The sequence below is a fragment of the Ruegeria sp. CH11 genome (genome assembly GCF_056537105.1).
Map to the genome: position 1 here is coordinate 21,118 of NZ_JBQFQX010000021.1, position 17,535 is coordinate 38,652.

At 58.6% G+C, this 17,535-nt stretch carries 16 protein-coding genes; 4 read left to right on the top strand and 12 right to left on the bottom strand.

All coding sequences use genetic code 11. The features are described from left to right. Complete coding sequence (gene ccoG, locus ACR0LX_RS20645) at positions 1 to 1,428, bottom strand: cytochrome c oxidase accessory protein CcoG (RefSeq protein WP_480785262.1); 1,428 nt, start codon at positions 1,426 to 1,428, stop codon at positions 1 to 3. A gap of 144 nt (positions 1,429 to 1,572) precedes the next feature. Between ccoG and ACR0LX_RS20650 the strand changes: the two genes are divergently transcribed. Further along, positions 1,573 to 1,740, top strand: a complete 168-nt coding sequence (locus tag ACR0LX_RS20650) for a hypothetical protein (protein WP_480785263.1) — start codon at positions 1,573 to 1,575, stop codon at positions 1,738 to 1,740. Between the two features lie 3 nt (positions 1,741 to 1,743). Here ACR0LX_RS20650 and ccoP read toward each other — a convergent pair whose 3' ends face one another. From ccoP to ccoN, 4 genes are read right to left on the bottom strand one after another with little or no spacing between them, the layout of a single operon-like run. After that, positions 1,744 to 2,607, bottom strand: coding sequence for a cytochrome-c oxidase, cbb3-type subunit III (gene ccoP / locus ACR0LX_RS20655; protein WP_480575728.1), 864 nt, complete (start codon positions 2,605 to 2,607; stop codon positions 1,744 to 1,746). Further along, the gene (locus ACR0LX_RS20660; protein WP_480575731.1) at positions 2,604 to 2,789 is read right to left on the bottom strand and encodes a cbb3-type cytochrome c oxidase subunit 3; all 186 of its coding nucleotides are present in this window, start codon (positions 2,787 to 2,789) and stop codon (positions 2,604 to 2,606) included. The genes ccoP and ACR0LX_RS20660 overlap by 4 nt, the downstream gene beginning before the upstream one ends. A 12-nt stretch (positions 2,790 to 2,801) precedes the next feature. Beyond that, the gene (gene ccoO, locus ACR0LX_RS20665; protein WP_480575734.1) at positions 2,802 to 3,530 is read right to left on the bottom strand and encodes a cytochrome-c oxidase, cbb3-type subunit II; all 729 of its coding nucleotides are present in this window, start codon (positions 3,528 to 3,530) and stop codon (positions 2,802 to 2,804) included. A 14-nt stretch (positions 3,531 to 3,544) separates the two neighbouring features. Beyond that, positions 3,545 to 5,152 (bottom strand): cytochrome-c oxidase, cbb3-type subunit I, encoded by a 1,608-nt coding sequence (gene ccoN / locus ACR0LX_RS20670; protein ID WP_480575737.1) that lies wholly within the window; start codon positions 5,150 to 5,152, stop codon positions 3,545 to 3,547. A 196-nt stretch (positions 5,153 to 5,348) separates the two neighbouring features. On the opposite strand from ccoN, the gene ACR0LX_RS20675 reads away from it, so the two are divergent. Next, entirely contained in the window at positions 5,349 to 6,188 is an 840-nt protein-coding gene (locus ACR0LX_RS20675) for a universal stress protein (RefSeq protein ID WP_480785264.1), read from the top strand. A 34-nt stretch (positions 6,189 to 6,222) separates the two neighbouring features. Here the strand turns inward: ACR0LX_RS20675 and ACR0LX_RS20680 are convergent, their stop codons facing one another. Both ACR0LX_RS20680 and fnrL read right to left on the bottom strand, forming a co-directional pair. Beyond that, positions 6,223 to 6,468, bottom strand: coding sequence for a GlsB/YeaQ/YmgE family stress response membrane protein (locus tag ACR0LX_RS20680; RefSeq protein ID WP_480575743.1), 246 nt, complete (start codon positions 6,466 to 6,468; stop codon positions 6,223 to 6,225). Positions 6,469 to 6,513: 45 nt separating this feature from the next. After that, complete coding sequence (fnrL, locus tag ACR0LX_RS20685) at positions 6,514 to 7,257, bottom strand: transcriptional regulator FnrL (protein WP_480785265.1); 744 nt, start codon at positions 7,255 to 7,257, stop codon at positions 6,514 to 6,516. Positions 7,258 to 7,318: 61 nt separating this feature from the next. Here fnrL and hemN point away from each other — a divergent pair, with 61 nt between their 5' ends. Then, positions 7,319 to 8,674 (top strand): oxygen-independent coproporphyrinogen III oxidase, encoded by a 1,356-nt coding sequence (gene hemN / locus ACR0LX_RS20690; protein ID WP_480785266.1) that lies wholly within the window; start codon positions 7,319 to 7,321, stop codon positions 8,672 to 8,674. 190 nt (positions 8,675 to 8,864) lie between these two features. Next, complete coding sequence (locus ACR0LX_RS20695) at positions 8,865 to 10,793, top strand: elongation factor G (protein ID WP_480785267.1); 1,929 nt, start codon at positions 8,865 to 8,867, stop codon at positions 10,791 to 10,793. Positions 10,794 to 11,048: 255 nt separating this feature from the next. Here the strand turns inward: ACR0LX_RS20695 and ACR0LX_RS20700 are convergent, their stop codons facing one another. The 5 genes from ACR0LX_RS20700 to ACR0LX_RS20720 form a co-directional block, all read right to left on the bottom strand. After that, positions 11,049 to 12,626 (bottom strand): ABC transporter ATP-binding protein, encoded by a 1,578-nt coding sequence (locus ACR0LX_RS20700; protein ID WP_480785268.1) that lies wholly within the window; start codon positions 12,624 to 12,626, stop codon positions 11,049 to 11,051. Further along, positions 12,623 to 13,729, bottom strand: coding sequence for an ABC transporter permease (locus ACR0LX_RS20705; protein ID WP_480785269.1), 1,107 nt, complete (start codon positions 13,727 to 13,729; stop codon positions 12,623 to 12,625). Before ACR0LX_RS20705 ends, ACR0LX_RS20700 begins: the two co-directional genes overlap by 4 nt. After that, positions 13,730 to 14,815 (bottom strand): microcin C ABC transporter permease YejB, encoded by a 1,086-nt coding sequence (locus ACR0LX_RS20710; RefSeq protein ID WP_480785270.1) that lies wholly within the window; start codon positions 14,813 to 14,815, stop codon positions 13,730 to 13,732. It lies immediately after the preceding gene. 6 nt (positions 14,816 to 14,821) lie between these two features. Further along, positions 14,822 to 16,762 carry an extracellular solute-binding protein gene (locus tag ACR0LX_RS20715; protein ID WP_480785271.1) on the bottom strand — a complete coding sequence of 647 codons (1,941 nt, stop codon included), beginning with the start codon at positions 16,760 to 16,762 and terminating at the stop codon, positions 14,822 to 14,824. Positions 16,763 to 16,938: 176 nt separating this feature from the next. Further along, entirely contained in the window at positions 16,939 to 17,448 is a 510-nt protein-coding gene (locus ACR0LX_RS20720) for a c-type cytochrome (protein ID WP_480575766.1), read from the bottom strand. Between the last annotated feature and the right edge of the window lie 87 nt (positions 17,449 to 17,535).

Sequence of the window (17,535 nt, forward strand, 5' to 3'; positions counted from 1 at the left end):
TCAGTTTCCTCGTCCGTTGAACGTGGTGTCCTTGTGGGCCCGTTCATCGTTTTCAACGTCCTCGACCCAGATCCTGACTGCTGTTGAATCGGCAGCGGCCGGGGATGTGTCCTTTTCAGCAAGGATGTAGACGCGGGTCAATTGTGCCGTATCTGCGGCCACATTTACAATATCCCCTTCGACGCCTTCGATTTCGATCCGCATCGCCGGATCGCCGACAAGCGACAGGCGGAAGGGCCGCTCTTCGCCATGTTTGTTGCGCAGGCGCACGTCATAGGTGTTGCGAATGGTCCCGTCCGACAAGGTCACAAATGTCGGATTGCGCACCGGTGCGACCGTCAGGTCGATATCCGAGCGGATGAACAGCGCGAACAGCAGTGCAACGCCAACCAGCGACCACAGCGCGGTGTACATGAGCGTGCGCGGCCTCAGGATGTGTTTCCAAACGTTTGTCGGCGGTTCCCCGGCGCGCTCGCGGGTTTCGTCGCTGAGCGCCATGTAGTCGACCAACCCGCGTGGTTTGCCGATCTTGGCCATCATGTCGTCACAGGCATCGATGCAGAGCGCACAGGTGATACACTCCAACTGCTGCCCGTCGCGAATGTCGATGCCCACAGGGCAAACGTTTACACAGGCCATGCAGTCGATGCAGTCGCCCAGTTCGGAATCCGCGGTGCGTTTACCCTTACCGCGCGGCTCGCCCCGCCATTCGCGATAGCCGACGACCAGAGTGTCCTCGTCCATCATTGCAGCCTGAATACGCGGCCACGGACAGGCGTAGATACATATCTGCTCGCGGGCGAACCCGCCAAAGAAAAAGGTCGTAGCCGTCAGGATCAGCATCGTCGTATAGGCCACCGGATGCGCATTTCCGGTCACCAGATCGCGCGCCAGAGTCGGCGCGTCGGCAAAATAAAACACCCAGGCACCGCCAGTCGCCATACCGATCACAAACCAGACGACCCATTTCGTTGCACGCAGCCGGACTTTGCGGAAATCCAGCTTTTTCTGACGACGCAAACGCAATCGGGCATTCCGGTCCCCTTCGATCCAGCGCTCGACCAGAATATAAAGATCGGTCCAAACCGTCTGCGGGCAGGCATAGCCGCACCACACGCGCCCAAGGGCCGAAGTGAACAGGAACAGCCCAAGCCCCGCCATGATCAGCAGCCCGGCGACGAAGTAGAACTCGTGGGGCCAGATCTCGATCCAGAAGAAATAGAAACGTCGATTTGCCAGATCCAGCAGAACCGCCTGATCAGGCAGGCTTGGTCCCCGGTCCCACCTGATCCAAGGCGTGACGTAATAAATGCCCAGCGTCACCGCCATTATGATCCATTTCAGATTGCGAAACGGACCTGAAACGCGTCTTGGAAATATCGGCTCTCTGGGAGCATAAAGACTGGGGGCGGGGTCAGAATCGCTCACGGGTTGGCTCCGGATGTGGCTCATTTTCAGGCGACTTCTTCCAGATCATACACAGATCGACTTTGACATGGGTCAAAAGCGTATCGTACAGACACCTTTTGTCACACCTGACCGAATTTCAGCCTGCGGCGGGCAGGCACGGGCTTGGTTCTTGCGCCCCACTCCAAAGCCCGGCGCACTGGCGACTGGACCAAATTCGGCCATGGCTATATTTTCTGGAAATCGACACCGGCTGTTCAGGAAACGCGCGAACAGATGGAACAGCCGGTGCCGCAGCCTTCGGGCGGCAAGCCGCCCGAAGGTTTTCTTTGACCGTTACTGACCGCCACCCAACTGGTGGACATAGGCGGTCACCGCACGGATTTGCGCCTCGGTCAGACGGTTTTCCCAGGACGGCATGACACCAAAGCGACTGTATGTGACCGTCTCGGTCAATGCCTCTTCGCTGCCACCAAACAGCCAGATCGCATCAGTCAGGTTCGGCGCACCCTGGGTGACGTCACCCTGTCCGTTGTCGCCGTGGCAAACTGCACAGTTGTCTTCGAACACAACCTTGCCCGCCTGTGCCGCCGCGTCATCGGTCTGCGCATTGGTTAACGACATGACATATTGAACCACCTGAGTGATCTCGTCATGTTCAAGGATCTCGCCAAAGGCCGGCATCTCGGAATAGCGCGCATCGTCGCTTTCCTCGTTGCGGATGCCGTAAGCGACGGAATACTCGATGTCTTCCATCGTGCCGCCCCATAACCAGGCGTCATCCAGCAGGTTCGGGAAGCCCGGCGCACCCTGCGCACCCGACCCGTGGCACTGTGCGCACCAGGTGCGGAACACCGCTCCGCCCGAGTTGACAGCATATTGCTGCAGTTCGGCATCCTTCGAGATGTCTTGCAATGAGGTTTCGACCAGCTTGGCGTTCCAGGGCGCGTTGGCCTCTTCGAAGGCGACCATTTCGTCTTGCACCAGCTCCCGCGAGGACCAGCCCAGGACCCCGGCGGTTGCCGAATGTACCAGCGGCCAGGCCGGGTACATGATCGTATAGATCACGCCCCAGAAAATCGTGGCATAAAAGGTCCACAGCCACCAGCGGGGCATCGGGTTGTCGAACTCTTCGATGCCGTCCCAGCTGTGGCCCGTTGTGTTCGGATCCCCCGGCTGTTTATCAGGTGTCTTGCTCATTTCCGCGCCTCCTTGAATTCGGCGGGTTTGTCTTCATGACGGAACGGAATGTTTGCCGTGTCCTTGTATTCCTTGCTGGCCCCGGGGCGAAAAACCCAGATGACGATGCCAACGAAGAAGGCAAAAAGCAGCAACAGCATCCAGCTATCCGCGAACTGCCTGAGGAGAGTATATTCTTCCATCTCGTCCCCCCTTTAGCGGTTCGAATCCGGGGTGAAGGTCGAGAAATCGACCAGCGTTCCCAGCATTTGAAGATAGGCGATCAGCGCGTCGGCTTCGGTCACCTCGGGCTGTCCGTCAAAGTTGCGCACGTTGACCTTGTCGCCATAGCGTTCAAGCAAGCCGTCATAGTCGCTGTCCGGGTCAGCCTGCGCCCGGAAATCCGCCTGCGCGTTTGCAAGCATCTCTTCGGTATAGGGCGTGCCCACCACGGCATTGGCCGCCATGATGTCGCCGATATACTTGCCGTCCAGCTTGCGATTTTCGAGGAAACCATATTTCGGCATCACCGATTCTGGCACCACGGATTGCGCGTCGCGCAAGTGGCGTACATGCCAATCGTCCGAGTAACGACCACCTACACGCGCCAGATCCGGCCCGGTACGCTTCGACCCCCACTGGAACGGGTGATCGTACATCGACTCGGCCGCCAGCGAGTAGTGGCCATAGCGCTCGACCTCGTCCCGCATCGGACGGATCATCTGACTGTGACAGACATAGCAGCCTTCGCGGATGTAGATCTCACGCCCCGCCATTTCGAGCGGGGTATAAGGGCGCATGCCCTCAACCTTCTCGATGGTGTTCTCAAGATAGAACAGCGGGGTGATCTGCACGATGCCACCGATGGTCACGACCAGAAAGCTGAAGATCAGCAAGAGGGTCGCGTTGGTCTCGAGGACTTTGTGTTTGTCGAGAATTGCCATTGCTCCGACCCCTCTTATTCAGCCGGGACCGCGACGGTCAGGCTGGCCTCTTTGGCCGGCGCTTTCCGCACAGTCATCCACAGGTTGTAGCACATGATCACCGAACCAGCGAGGAACAGGACCCCACCCAGACCACGTACGACGTACATCGGGAACTTAGCGGCCACCGTGTCGGCGAACGAGTTCACCAGGAAGCCGTTGGCATCCACTTCACGCCACATCAGACCCTCCATGATACCGGTGACCCACATCGATGCCGCATAGAGAACGATGCCGATGGTGGCGAGCCAGAAGTGCCAGCTGACCATCTGCAGCGAATACAGACGCTCACGCTTCCACAGGACCGGCACCAGGAAGTACAGCGCGCCAAAGGTGATCATGCCGTTCCAGCCCAGCGCGCCAGAATGCACGTGACCAATAGTCCAGTCGGTATAGTGGCTCAGGCTGTTGACCGCGCGGATCGACATCATCGGACCTTCGAAGGTGGACATGCCGTAAAAGCCGACCGAGATCACCATCATGCGGATAATCGGATCGGTGCGCAGCTTGTCCCAGGCGCCCGACAAGGTCATCAGACCGTTGATCATACCACCCCACGAAGGCATCCACAGCACGACCGAGAACACCATGCCCAGCGTCGAGGCCCAATCCGGCAGCGCGGTATAGTGCAGATGGTGCGGGCCGGCCCAGATATACAGGAAGATCAGAGCCCAGAAGTGGATGATCGACAGCTTGTAGCTGAAGACCGGACGCTCGGCCTGTTTCGGGATGAAGTAATACATCATGCCCAGGAAACCCGCGGTCAGGAAAAAGCCAACAGCGTTGTGACCGTACCACCACTGGATCATGGCGTCTTGCACACCCGACCAGACAATGACCGATTTCGAACCCCAGATGCTGACTGGGATGGTCATGTTGTTGACCAGATGCAGCATGGCGACGGTGACAATGAACGCCAGATAGAACCAGTTGGCCACATAGATATGCGGCTCTTTCCGTTTGATGATCGTACCGAGATACACCGCCAGATAGGCCACCCAGACGATGGTCAGCCAAAGGTCGACATACCATTCCGGCTCGGCATATTCCTTGGATTGAGTTCCGCCGAGAACATATCCGGTCGCAGCCAGCACGATGAACAGCTGATAGCCCCAGAACACGAACCACGCGAGGTTCCCACCCCACAGCCGCGCGGCACTGGTGCGCTGTACGACGTAGAATGAAGTTGCGATCAGTGCGTTGCCGCCAAAGGCGAAAATCACTGCCGATGTGTGCAGCGGACGCAGCCGCCCGAAGTTCAGATAGCCTTGCGCCCATTCAAAGTTAAGCGTTGGAAAGGCCAACTGGAACGCAATAAAGGTCCCTGCAAGGAACCCGACCACGCCCCAGAACGCGGTTGCAATCACGCCATAGCGGATCACGTCATCCATGTACTCGGCGGAGCGATCAACAAGAATATCTGGCTCATCGGTGTTTCGAAGCGTCCAGATGAACAATCCCGCGGCGATAATCATCACCAGAATCGCATGCACCTGATACGCCAAATCCCGCGCATAATTGGACCCTATGGCGGCAAACAGCACCACAAGACCAAGCGCGATCAGCTTGATGTAATTCGACATATTGCGTCCCTTTGCGATGCCTCACGCGATTCTTGTGTCGCGCGAAGCCCTTATTGACTGGCTGCCGTTGTGTCGAACAACGGTCAGCGCTGCTTTGATCTGTATCAAGACAATAGCCCGTTTTCTGTGACAGGCATAAGGAATTGAATGTGTTGCCCGGTCGCACCGGGTTCACCTCAGAAAGCAAGAGTCCAAAATGTCCTACAAAACTCTACTCACAGTCATGACCGAAACGGACAAGGCAAAGGTCGCGCTGGATCAGATGGCGGCGCTGGCAGATGCGCAGGATGCCCATGCCGAAGCACTGTGTCTGGGCGTCGATCGCAGCCAGACGGGGTATTACTACGCCGGGGCCAACGCCTTGATCCTCCAGGAAACGCTGACCCGCGCCAATGCCGAGGCCGACGCGTTGCTGAGTTTCGCCAAGGACTTTCTGGGCAAGTCGGGCGTTCGCTGGTCAGCGGAAAGTGGTGTGGCCCAGATCGCCGATATCGGTCGGCACGTCGCCCACCGTGCGCGGTTTTCTGACCTTGTCGTGCTGCCGCAGCCCTATGGTCAGGATCGTGCCGCCGAAGCGGAACCGATCATCGAAGCGGCGATGTTTGAAGGCCACGCCCCCGCCCTTGTTGTGCCTGACGGGCGCGCACCCTTTTCGACCCCGCACACTGTCCTGGTCGCCTGGAACGAAAGCGTCGAGGCAATGCGCGCGATCCGCCGCGCCCTGCCGTTTCTGCAACAGGCCGAATTTGTGCGGATCGTGGTGATTGATCCGCCGCGCCACGGGCCTGATCGCTCGGATCCCGGCGGATTGCTGTCGCAGATGCTGGCGCGGCACGGCGTCAAATGTGAAATCGATGTTCTGAGCAAGACCATGACCCGCGTGTCGGACATCCTGAACCGGCACGCCGCAGATACCGAAGCGGACATGATCGTCATGGGCGCCTATGGCCATTCCCGCTTTCGCGAGGCGATTCTGGGCGGTGCGACCCGGAACATGTTGGAACAGGCCACCGTTCCGGTCTTTCTGGCGCACTAAGCTGAAGCACTGAGACGTCTGAGCCCGCTTGGGCTCAGGCCTTTCGAACCAACCCGATCAGGAACAGAAGGATCACGGCGCCCAGTGTCGCAAAAAAGATCTGCGAAATCAGTCCGCTTCCAACTGTTAAGCCAAGCGCCGGAAAGATTGTGCCGGCCAGGAATGCGCCGACGACGCCGACAACGATGTTGCCAATCAGGCCAAAGCCGCGCCCTTCCATAATTTTACCGGACAGCCAACCGGCAATCGCGCCGATGAGCAACATGAACAAAAAACCCATAATCTTCTCCTAGCTCAATATCACACGCGTAGTTCGGATCATCGCTCAGACCAGAAACCCGCCATCAGCGTCATCGCCCGCCTCTTCCATGAGACGGCCCATGTCGGGAATGGTGACGTGGCGCTTGCCTTCAAGCGTAATGATGCCGTCCTTTTTCAAGGCCGAGATCTGACGGCTGACGGTTTCCAGCGTCAATCCCAGATAATCGGCCATCGCCTCACGCGTGAGGGGCAGATCAAACACGATCGGACCGGTCATCCCCGCCTTGTTGATCGAGGCATCGCGCCGGGCAATGATCGACAGCAGGCTGGCGATTTTTTCGCGCGCAGTCTTACGCCCCAGAACCAGCATCCATTCGCGCGCGGCGTCCAACTCGTCCAGCGTCATCTGCAACAGACGATGCGCGATATGCGGTGTTGTCACCATCAGCTTTTCGAACGGCTTCTTGCGAAAGCAGCACATAACCAGGTCGGTCGTCGCCTGTACATCATAGGGCGCTTCTTCGCGCCCCGGACGGCCGACAAAATCGCTGGGCAGCAACAGGCCGACCATCTGGGTCCGCCCGTCCTCCATGGTCTGGGTCAGGGATGCGATTCCCGACACCACCGAACCGACAAAGCTCATCTGGTCGCCGGACCAGAGGATCGTCTGACCCGCCTCATAGCTGCGATAATATTTGATCTCTTCCAGCAGCTCGAGCTCGTCCGGCTCGCAATGCGCACAAACCGCCCGATGCCTGATGGGGCATTCATCGCAATTCGAGTGCTCGTAAAGTGCTTTGAGTGTCATTCGCGTTTCCATTTGATCTCGGTCAATGTCCCCGAGCGGCCCCCGGTATAGCCGTATCGATATGATAGCAACACAGCAATTGGCAAAGCTTGGACTATTTGACGCGAAAGTACCGCGTTACACAAGCTATCCAACCGCGCCGCATTTCAGCAATGACGTGGGGGCAAGTCTTTTTGGTGACTGGATTTCCGGCATTCACCCGGGCAGCGAGATCTCGCTGTATATTCACGTGCCGTTCTGTCGAAGACTGTGCTGGTTCTGCGCCTGCCGAACGCAAGGCACGCAGACGGACAATCCTGTCATCGCCTATGTCGATGTCCTGAAGGCCGAGCTTGATTTGCTGGCCGCGCGCCTACCTGACGGGGTAACACTGTCGCGCCTGCATTGGGGCGGCGGAACGCCGACGTTGCTGAACCCCGATCTGATGCGGGATCTGGCCAAGCGCATCTTTGAGACCGTGCCCCTTGGTCCCAGTGCCGAGTTTTCTGTCGAGATCGACCCCAACGAAGTCGACGAGTCGCGCTTGGACGCGCTGGCCGAGGCCGGAATGAACCGCGCGTCAATCGGGGTGCAGGATTTCGATCACGAAATTCAAAAGACCATTGGCCGCATTCAGGGCTATGACACCACGCGCGAGGCTGTCGAGATGATCCGCGCGTGCGGAATCTCCAGCCTGAACGCCGATATCCTGTTTGGGCTGCCGCACCAGACCCAATCGCGGATGACCGAAAGCGTCCAGAAACTACTGTCGCTGGCGCCTGATCGCGTCGCCCTTTATGGCTATGCCCATGTTCCCTGGATGGCAAAGCGGCAGCAATTGATCCCCTCGGACGTGCTACCCACGCCCGAGCAGCGTCTGGCGCTGTTCGAAACTGCGCGCCGACTGTTCATGTGGGACAATTACGCCGAGATCGGCATCGACCACTTCGCCACGCAGGATGACGGGCTCACGCACGCGCTGCGCGCCGGACGGCTTAAGCGGAACTTTCAGGGTTACACCGACGATCAGGCGCCGGTGCTGATCGGTCTGGGGGCCAGTTCTATCTCGCGTTTTCCGCAGGGCTATGCGCAAAACGCACCTGCGACCTCGGCCCATATCAAGGCCATTCGCAACGGTCAGTTCTCAACGTCGCGCGGACATGTTTTCAAGGATCAGGACGTTCTGCGCGCCCGGTTGATCGAGGCGCTGATGTGCGATTTCCGAGTCAATGCAGCCGAAATTCTGCGGGATCACGACGTTACCCGCACCGAACTATGCCAGATGTTTGATACAGCCAACGCCACCTTCGACGGGTTGTTACAGGTGACCGATGACGGCCTCTATGTTCCGCCCGAGGCGCGCGCGCTGACCCGCATGATAGCGCGCAGCTTCGATGCCTATGACCTCAGCAAAGCCGGCCACAGTTCGGCGATCTGAGCGGGTTTTGGAGGACACGACGCAGTGGGGCTTGACGGGAGCCTTCGGTTTTTTCCAAACTTGAAGGGCGAAGCAGCACAGCGCTTCCTGGCTTGAGGCAGGCCAACTTGCAGACAATTGCCACCGACGCCGCAGCGTCGGGCAGCCCCTTTCGCGCAGCCAACTGCAACCTGAAAGAGGGACAGCACCTATGCGCGTTTTCACCGTCCTTGGCCCCACCCAATCGGGCAAATCAACTTTGGTCGAGGCCATCAGCCGCCTCGACGGGCGACCGACCACATTCGATGTTTCCGGAACCGTGCATTTGCACGGTTTTTCTTATTTGGACGAGCCCTGGTGCGCGATAGACGTGGACGGAGGTGGCGATTCCCTGGCCTATGTCGGCCCTGCCATGGCGATCTCGGACGCAGCGGTCGTGGTGGTTCCGCCCGACCCGGACGCTGCCGTCCTGTGTGCGCCCTACCTGCGTCTGGTAGAGGAGGCCGGCATCCCATGCTTTCTGTTCATCAACCGGATGGACAACCCCGGCGGGCGCATTCGCGACATCATCGCAGCATTGCAGACCTATTGCACCCATCACATCGCCTTGCGCCAGGTCCCGATCCGCGAGGGTGATACGATCATCGGCGCGGTCGATCTGATCTCGGAGCGGGCGTGGAAATATCAGGAGGGCCAGCCCTCGGCCCTGATCGAGCTGCCAAAATCTGTTGAGGACCGGGAGCAGGAGGCGCGCACCGAACTGCTCGAGACATTGTCGGATTTTGACGATCACCTGCTGGAACAACTGATCGAAGACAAGCAGCCCCCCAGCGCCGAGGTCTACGATCTGGCCGCACAGGTTCTGCAGAACCACCAGCTGATTCCGGCCTGCCTGGGCGCGGCCAGCCACGGTCATGGGCTCACACGGCTGATGAAAGCCCTGCGCCACGAAGCGCCCGAGTTCGATATTGCCGCCGGGCGGGATGAGGCTGAAGGCAGCGCGCGTGCCATCGCTGGTTTTGCGGATGTGAAGAAACATATCGGCAAGATCATCGTGCTGCGCGGACTGGGGGACGGCGTCAAAGCACATGAACCGCTGGGCGGTGAAACCGTCGGCAACCTGACCGGACTGGACGCGAAAACCCAGATCAGCGCGCTGGAAGCCGGGCAGATCGGGCTTGCGGTGAAATCGGATCACCTCAACCCCGGCAATCTCTATGACAGCAGCAACGGTTCGCCGCTGCCGGAATGGGCATCGTCGCACCCCGTCGCGCATCGCCAGATCGTGTCACCCGCGCATGAGCGCGACGATGTGCGTCTGTCGAATGCACTTGGCCGAATGAACGAGATTGATCCGGGCCTGCAGCTGTCACAGGACGAGCTTAGCGGCCACGCGGTTCTGGGATCGCAAGGTCCACAGCACATGCGTCGGATCTCGGCAAAACTGGCCGAGGATTTTGGCATCGAGATCGTCGCCGAACCGGTCGAGACCGCCTATCGCGAGACCATTCGCGCGCCCGTCGAACATCGCCATCGCCATCGCAAGCAATCCGGCGGGGCGGGACAGTTTGCCGACGTGGTGATCTCGGTCGCACCGATGCCTCGCGGGTCGGGGTTCAAATTCGAAGAGATCGTGAAAGGGGGCGCCGTTCCCAAGAACTACATCCCCTCGGTCGAGCATGGTGCCAAGGATGCGCTGGCGCAGGGTCCCGAAGGGTTCCCGGTGGTCGATGTAAAAGTCACGCTGAGCGACGGCAAGCATCACAACGTGGACAGCTCGGACTTTGCCTTCCGCACCGCTGGAAAAAACGCGGTGCGCGAGGCGCTGCCGCAAGCGAAACCCGTGGTTCTACAGCCGATCTTGAGCGCAGAGATACACCTGCCCTCGGATTTCGTCGGCGATCTGGTGCCCACGATCAGCTCGCTGCAAGGTCAGGTTCTGGGCTTTGAGGGCAATCCCAATGCCTCGGGCTGGGAGATTTTCAACGCCCAGCTTCCCGCCGTGGCCGAAGACGAACTGCATCGCAGCCTCGCCAGCGCCACGCGTGGCACCGGTTGGGTCAAGTTGAGCTTTGATCACTATGAAGAACTGCGCGGTCCGGTGCCAAAAGCGGCGGCCAAGGAAAGCGCGAACGCCTGAGATTGGCAGAGCATCTTAAGGTTTAAGAGATCGAAGTCACGTCGATGCTTCGATCTCGAAAGGCGTTCGCAACACTACCACTTGGACTTTATCCATTCCCAAAGGTGCTCTCCAAATAGCACCGCAAACATCACGAAACAAAATACGATTTGGGAAAAGAACGATACCCAGAACTCTTCGCTAAAAAAGGCTAACAGGCAACAGAAGCCAACAAACCAAATTTTACCGACACGATCTGGACCGCGATTCGTCACTTTAGCCCGCCGCCGCAATAAGCTCGCGGGTGTAGTCGGTCTGGGCGTTCTCGAACAACGCCTCGGCCGTCCCCATCTCAACCACGTCACCGTTGCGCATGACGATCACGTTGTGTGACATGGCGCGGACAACTTTCAGGTCATGGCTGATGAACAGATAGGCCAACCCGTATTTGCGTTGAAGATCGCGCAGCAGATCGACGATTTGAACCTGCACCGTCATGTCCAGCGCGCTGGTGGGTTCGTCCAGCACCAGCAGCTTGGGCCGCAGCACCATCGCGCGGGCGATTGCGATGCGTTGCCGCTGACCACCCGAAAACTCGTGCGGATACCGATCCATTGATGCGGGATCGAGGCCCACCTCGGTCATCACCTCGGCCACCAGATCGCGTGGGGCGCGGTGGGGGTCGACCTTATGGATCGCCAGCCCTTCGGCGATAATCTGCGTACAGGTCAAACGCGGGCTGAGGCTGCCGAACGGGTCCTGAAACACGATCTGCATATCCTTGCGCAGACGTCGCAATTCGCGGGTTGACCAGCGGCGCACGTCCTGATCGCGGAAGGTGATCCCGCCCTCGGACGCGATTAGCCGCATGATGGCCAGCGCTAGGGTGGTCTTGCCTGAGCCGCTTTCGCCCACGATGCCCAGCGTCTCACCTGCGCGGACGCTGAGCGTTGCGTCATTGACCGCCTTCACATAGCCAACGGTGCGTTTCAGGAAACCGCGCTGGATCGGGAACCAGACTTTCAGGTGATCGGTGCGCGCGACCTCTTCGGCGTCTGTTGCCACCGGATCGGGGTGACCCGAGGGCTCAGCAGCCAGTAGCTTTTGAGTGTAAGGGTGCTGTGGGTTGTCAAAGATTTCGGTGGTGACGCCGGTTTCGACAATCTCACCATCCTTCATCACGCAGACCCGGTCGGCAATGCGGCGCACGATACCCAGATCATGGGTGATGAACAGCATTCCCATATTCTCGGATTTTTGCAGTTCAGCCAGCAACTCCAGAATCTGCGCCTGAATGGTCACGTCCAGCGCCGTTGTCGGCTCATCTGCGATCAGAATGTCGGGCTTGTTCGCCAGCGCCATCGCGATCATCACCCGCTGCCGCTGTCCACCCGACAATTGGTGCGGATAGCTGTCCAGCCGTTCCTCGGGGTCGCGTATGCCGACCTTGGTCAACAACTCGACAATCCGCCCGCGTGCCGCATCTCCGGTCACGTTCTGGTGCAGGGCCAGCGATTCCGCCATCTGTTTCTGGATCGTATGCAGCGGGTTGAGCGAGGTCATCGGTTCCTGAAAGATAAAGCTGATGTCGTTGCCGCGCACATCCATCAGCTTGTCCTCGGACGCGCCGATCATTTCCTGCCCGTCATAGGTGACGGATCCTTCGACAATCGCGCTTTCGCCCAGCAGCGACACAGTGCTCAGCGCGGTCACCGATTTGCCGGAACCGGATTCACCAACAAGGGCGACGGTTTCACCGCGATCCACCGTGAACGACACGCCCCTGACCGCTGCCGATACCTGCCCGTCCTGCCGGAACGAGACCCGAAGGCTTTTCACATCCAGCAGGCTCATGAGAAAGTCTTTCTTGGATCAAACGCATCGCGGACACCTTCGAAGATGAAGACCAGCAGCGACAGCATGATGGCAAAGGTGAAAAAGGCGGTGAAGGCCAGCCACGGCGCTTGCAGGTTCTGCTTGGCTTGCAAGGTCAGTTCCCCCAGCGACGGGGCCGAGGACGGCAGGCCAAAGCCAAGGAAGTCCAGCGACGCCAGACCGCCGATCGTGCCCGTGACAATGAACGGCATGAAGGTCAGCGTCGCAACCATCGCGTTGGGCAGCATGTGGCGGAACATGATGGTCATGTTGCCGACGCCCAGCGCCCGTGCAGCGCGGACATATTCAAGGTTGCGCGCCCGTAGGAATTCTGCGCGGACAACCCCCACAAGGCCCGTCCAGCCGAACAGGATCATCAGCGCGACCAGCAGCCAGAAACTTCGCCCCAGTATGGCAAACATGATGATGATGACATAGAGCGAGGGCGTCGCTGACCAGATCTCGATCACCCGCTGGAAAATCAGATCCAGCCAGCCGCCAAAGAAGCCCTGTATGGCCCCGGCAAAGATACCGATCAGGCTGGCGGCACCAGTCACGACCAGAGTGAACAGGATCGATAGTCGGAAGCCGTAAATCACCCGCGCAAGCACATCGCGTTTGGTGTCATCGGTGCCCAGCAGGTTCTGTCCGTTGGGCGGCAACGGGGCAGCTCCGGGCCGATCGACGCTGGTGTTGTACGAATACGGAATCAACGGCCAGATCGACCAACCCTGCTCGAACCCCTCGGCATGAAATGTTCCCGCCTCGATCTCGTCGATGATGCCCTCGGGGTCGTCAAAACACTGTTCAAGACCACCACTGTCGATCAGGCAACGGACCTCGGGGTCGCGATAGATCGCTTCGGTCTGGAAATCGCCACCGAACTGGGTTTCGGCGTAGAAGTTGAACACCGGCATGTAAAACTCACCCCGGTATTTCACGAGGATCGGCTTGTCATTGGCAACGAACTCGGCAAACAGCGAAACTCCGAACAGGATCGAAAAGATGATCAGCGACCAGAAGGCGCGTCCATTGCGGCGGAAATTGCGCCAGCGGCGCTGATTGAGAGGGGAAAGCGCCATTTACCCCTCCCGCTTTTCAAAGTCGATGCGCGGGTCGACCAGCACATACATCAGGTCGCTGATGATACCGACGACCAGCCCCATCAGGCCAAAGATGAACAGCGTGCCGAAGATCACCGGATAGTCGCGTGCCACCGCGGCCTCAAACCCCAGGCGGCCCAGACCGTCCAGCGAGAAGATCGTTTCGATAATGATCGAACCGCCAAAGAACACACCGATGAACACTGCCGGAAAGCCCGCGATCACGATCAGCATCGCGTTGCGGAAGACGTGACCGTAGAGCACCTTGCCTTCGCTCAGGCCCTTGGCGCGGGCGGTCATGACATATTGCTTTTTGATCTCATCCAGAAACGAATTCTTGGTCAGCAGCGTCAGTGTCGCAAAGGCCGAAATTGTCAGCGCGATGATCGGCAGGGCGATATGCCAGAAATAGTCGGCGATCTTGCCGAACAGGCTGAGGCTTTCCCAATTGTCCGAAGTCAGGCCGCGCAGCGGGAAAATCTGCCAGTAGGACCCACCGGCAAACAGCACCAGCAACAGGATTGCGAACAGGAAACCCGGGATGGCATAGGCCACGATGATGGTTCCGCTGGTCCAGGTATCAAAGGTCGAGCCATCCTTGACCGCTTTGCGAATGCCCAGCGGGATCGACACCAGATAGGCGATCAGGGTCGACCACAGACCCAGTGAGATCGACACTGGCATCTTTTCCAGAACCAGATCGATCACACTGATGGACCGAAAATAGCTCTCGCCGAAATCCAGCGTCAGATAGTTACCCATCATGGACAGGAATCGCTCGACCGGAGGCTTGTCGAAACCGAACTCTTTCTCCAGTTCCTCAATGAATTCCTTGGGAAGCCCGCGCGCGCCGATGTATTCGCTGTCAGAGCCGAATGTCTCTTCCGTTTGAACATTGTCGCCACCGGCAAAACCGGCAAAGACATCGCCTTCGCCCTGCATCTGGGCCAATATCTGCTCGATCGGACCGCCCGGCACAAACTGTACCAGCGTAAAGTTCACGATCATGATGCCAAGCAGCGTCGGAATTACCAGCAAAAGCCGGCGGAGAATGTATGCTCCCAACGGTCTTTACCTCACCGCGCCTGCGGATTTCAGCTTTTGGTACTTTTCTTCATTGAACCACCAGAAATCGAACTGTCCGACAGCCAGCGGGGGCAAAACCTCGGGATGTTCGTACATGTCGTAATAGGCCACCCAGGTTTCGGCGACATAGCCTGTCGGAACTTGAATGCGCAGATGCCGCAGGACGCGATCCAGGGCTTGAAGGGCTGCGACCTCTTCCTCGCGCGATTTGGTCTCGAGCGCCGCGTCGATGATGGCATCCACCAGCGGGCTTTGCAGCGACTGCGGGTTATAGGACGACACGACCGCCGTTTCCGCGCCATAGGATTGCTTGAGGCCCGTTCCGGCCTCAAGGAAACTCTGGTTGCGGAAAAAGATCATATCAAAATCTTTGTCGTAGTAGCGTTGGATCCACTGGGCGCTGTCGATCTTTTCAACTGTGACGTTGATGCCAAAGTTCTCGAGATTGGCGGCGTAAGTGGTGACGATCGCCTCGGCAGTATCCGAAGACGCGGCGCTCAGCATGATGGTGATGGTCATCGGGTTGCCGTCGGCATCCTTAAGCTTGCCATCACTGGCAACGGTCCAACCAGCCTCCGAGAACAGTTTCAGCGCGGTTCTCTTGTTGCCGCGGTCCACGGTCCGGCTGGCGTTCGAGCTGTGCGCGCGCACAGCTTCCTGAGTGAAAACTTCGGGCGGCACGAGATCGCCCAGTGATTCCAAAAACGTCTTCTCCAACCCTTCGGGCACACCGTTTGCGGCAACTTCGGAGTTTTCTGCAAAAGAGTGCCGCTGTTCGGTCAGGCCATATTGCAGCGATTCCGAGGTCCATTCGAAGTTGTAAGCCAACCCCAGCGCTTCACGAACCTTGATATCGTCAAAAGGCGCACGCTGCATGTTGAAGATGAATCCCGACGGGGACGGCGGTGTCATCACCGGTATGCTTTCGCGTTTCACGTATCCGTTCTGAACAGATGGGAAATCGTACCCGGTCGCCCATTTCTTGGTGCTGCCTTCGGCGCGGAACGTGTAGACGCCCGCCTTGAAGGCTTCGAACTCGGCCGCGTCATCGGCAAAATACTCGACCCGGACCGTTTCAAAATTGTGGCGGCCGACGTTGATCGGCAGATGCCAGCCCCAATAATCGGGATTACGGCGATAGACGATATAGCGATTCAGCTCGAAATCATCGACCACATAAGGTCCGCTGCCCATGGGCGTCTTGAGGCTCTGTTTGTCCAGGCGCTCGCCGGTTTCCTCGTACCAGGCCTTTGAAAAGACCGGTGTCCCGCCCACTTGCGAGATCAGTGAGCGACGCGAAATTCCGTCTACGAAATTGTACTTGATGGTATGGTCATCGATGATCTCATAGCCTTCGATACGCTGCTTGACCGCGCGCGCGTAACTGCGAATGCCCTGGTCGAGGAACAGATCATGAGTGAAGGCCGCGTCATGAGCGGTCAACGGCGTGCCATCCGCAAAACGCGCCTCGGGCCGCATGTAGAAAATGCACCATTCCTTGGTGCTGGGATATTCGACCGCTTCAGCAAGCAATCCATAAGCCTCGGTGATCGAGTCAGCTGGCGTGGCGGATCCAAAGGGGCTGTCGCCGAACATGCTTTCGGCAATCAGGCCCGAATAGCGCCCCGCCTTACCCTGCCAGTTGAACCGGTTCATCCCGTCGAAGGTTCCCCGGGTCGAGACCGAGATATGACCCCCAATCGGCGCATCGGGGTTCACATAGTCGAAATGCGTGAAATCCGGCGGGTATTTCAGATCGCCAAAGAACGAATATCCATGCGCCTTGATGATCGTTGCGTCATCGCCCGAGGCAAAGGCGCGCGGAACGCCTGGCAATGCCGCGGCAACGGCACCTCCTCCCAACAATTGCAAAGCTGTCCGCCGCTTGATGGCGGTTTGCGTCCGCTTTGTGCGATTCTGGGTCATGCTCGCCTCTCCTACACCGTTCTGAACGTCTTAATGCGCCTTAACCTAGCTAAAGGTCCAGCACTGTCAGTTGCAAGTTTAGAATGCGTGAGCACAATGTGAAGATTTCCTCAGACAAAAAATTAAGGCCGCAGCGGGATACTGCGGCCTTGAAAATCTACGGTCTGACCGTGTGATCAGTTGCCGATTGTCTGAAGATAGGCAATCAGATCGGCGCGGTCCTGCGGTTTTTTCAGACCCGCAAAGCTCATCGATGTGCCCGAGATATAGGAGCTCGGGCGCTCGAGGAACGCATCCAGCGCTTCGGGCGTCCAGTTGCCGCCATGGGCCTGCATCGCGGCCGAATAACCGGTGAAGCCGTTGGCCGAAGCGACCGGGCGATCCACAATCGCGTACAGGTACGGGCCTGTGCCGTTTGCTCCGTCTTCCAGCTTGTGGCACGCGGTGCACTTGCGGAACACTTTTGCACCTTTTTCCGGGTCGGCTGCAGCCAGCATGTCTTCGAATACGACCTCTTCGCCGTCAGCGCTTTCACCTGCGCTTTCGGTTTCGATGATATAGGCCGCCTCGGCGCTGTGGCCGCCGACGTGATACAGGATGTCGCCACCCCATTTGGCCAGAAGAAGCACAAGAAAGGTTCCAAACAGGCCAGCGGCGGCCTTGGTAACTGTCATCGTGTCGAACATTTTGATCGCGATCCATTTCAGCTGTCTGCGGGGTGTCTAAGGCTTCCCCTCGCAAGAGGCAAGGTATAGACACCGCGACGAAACGCC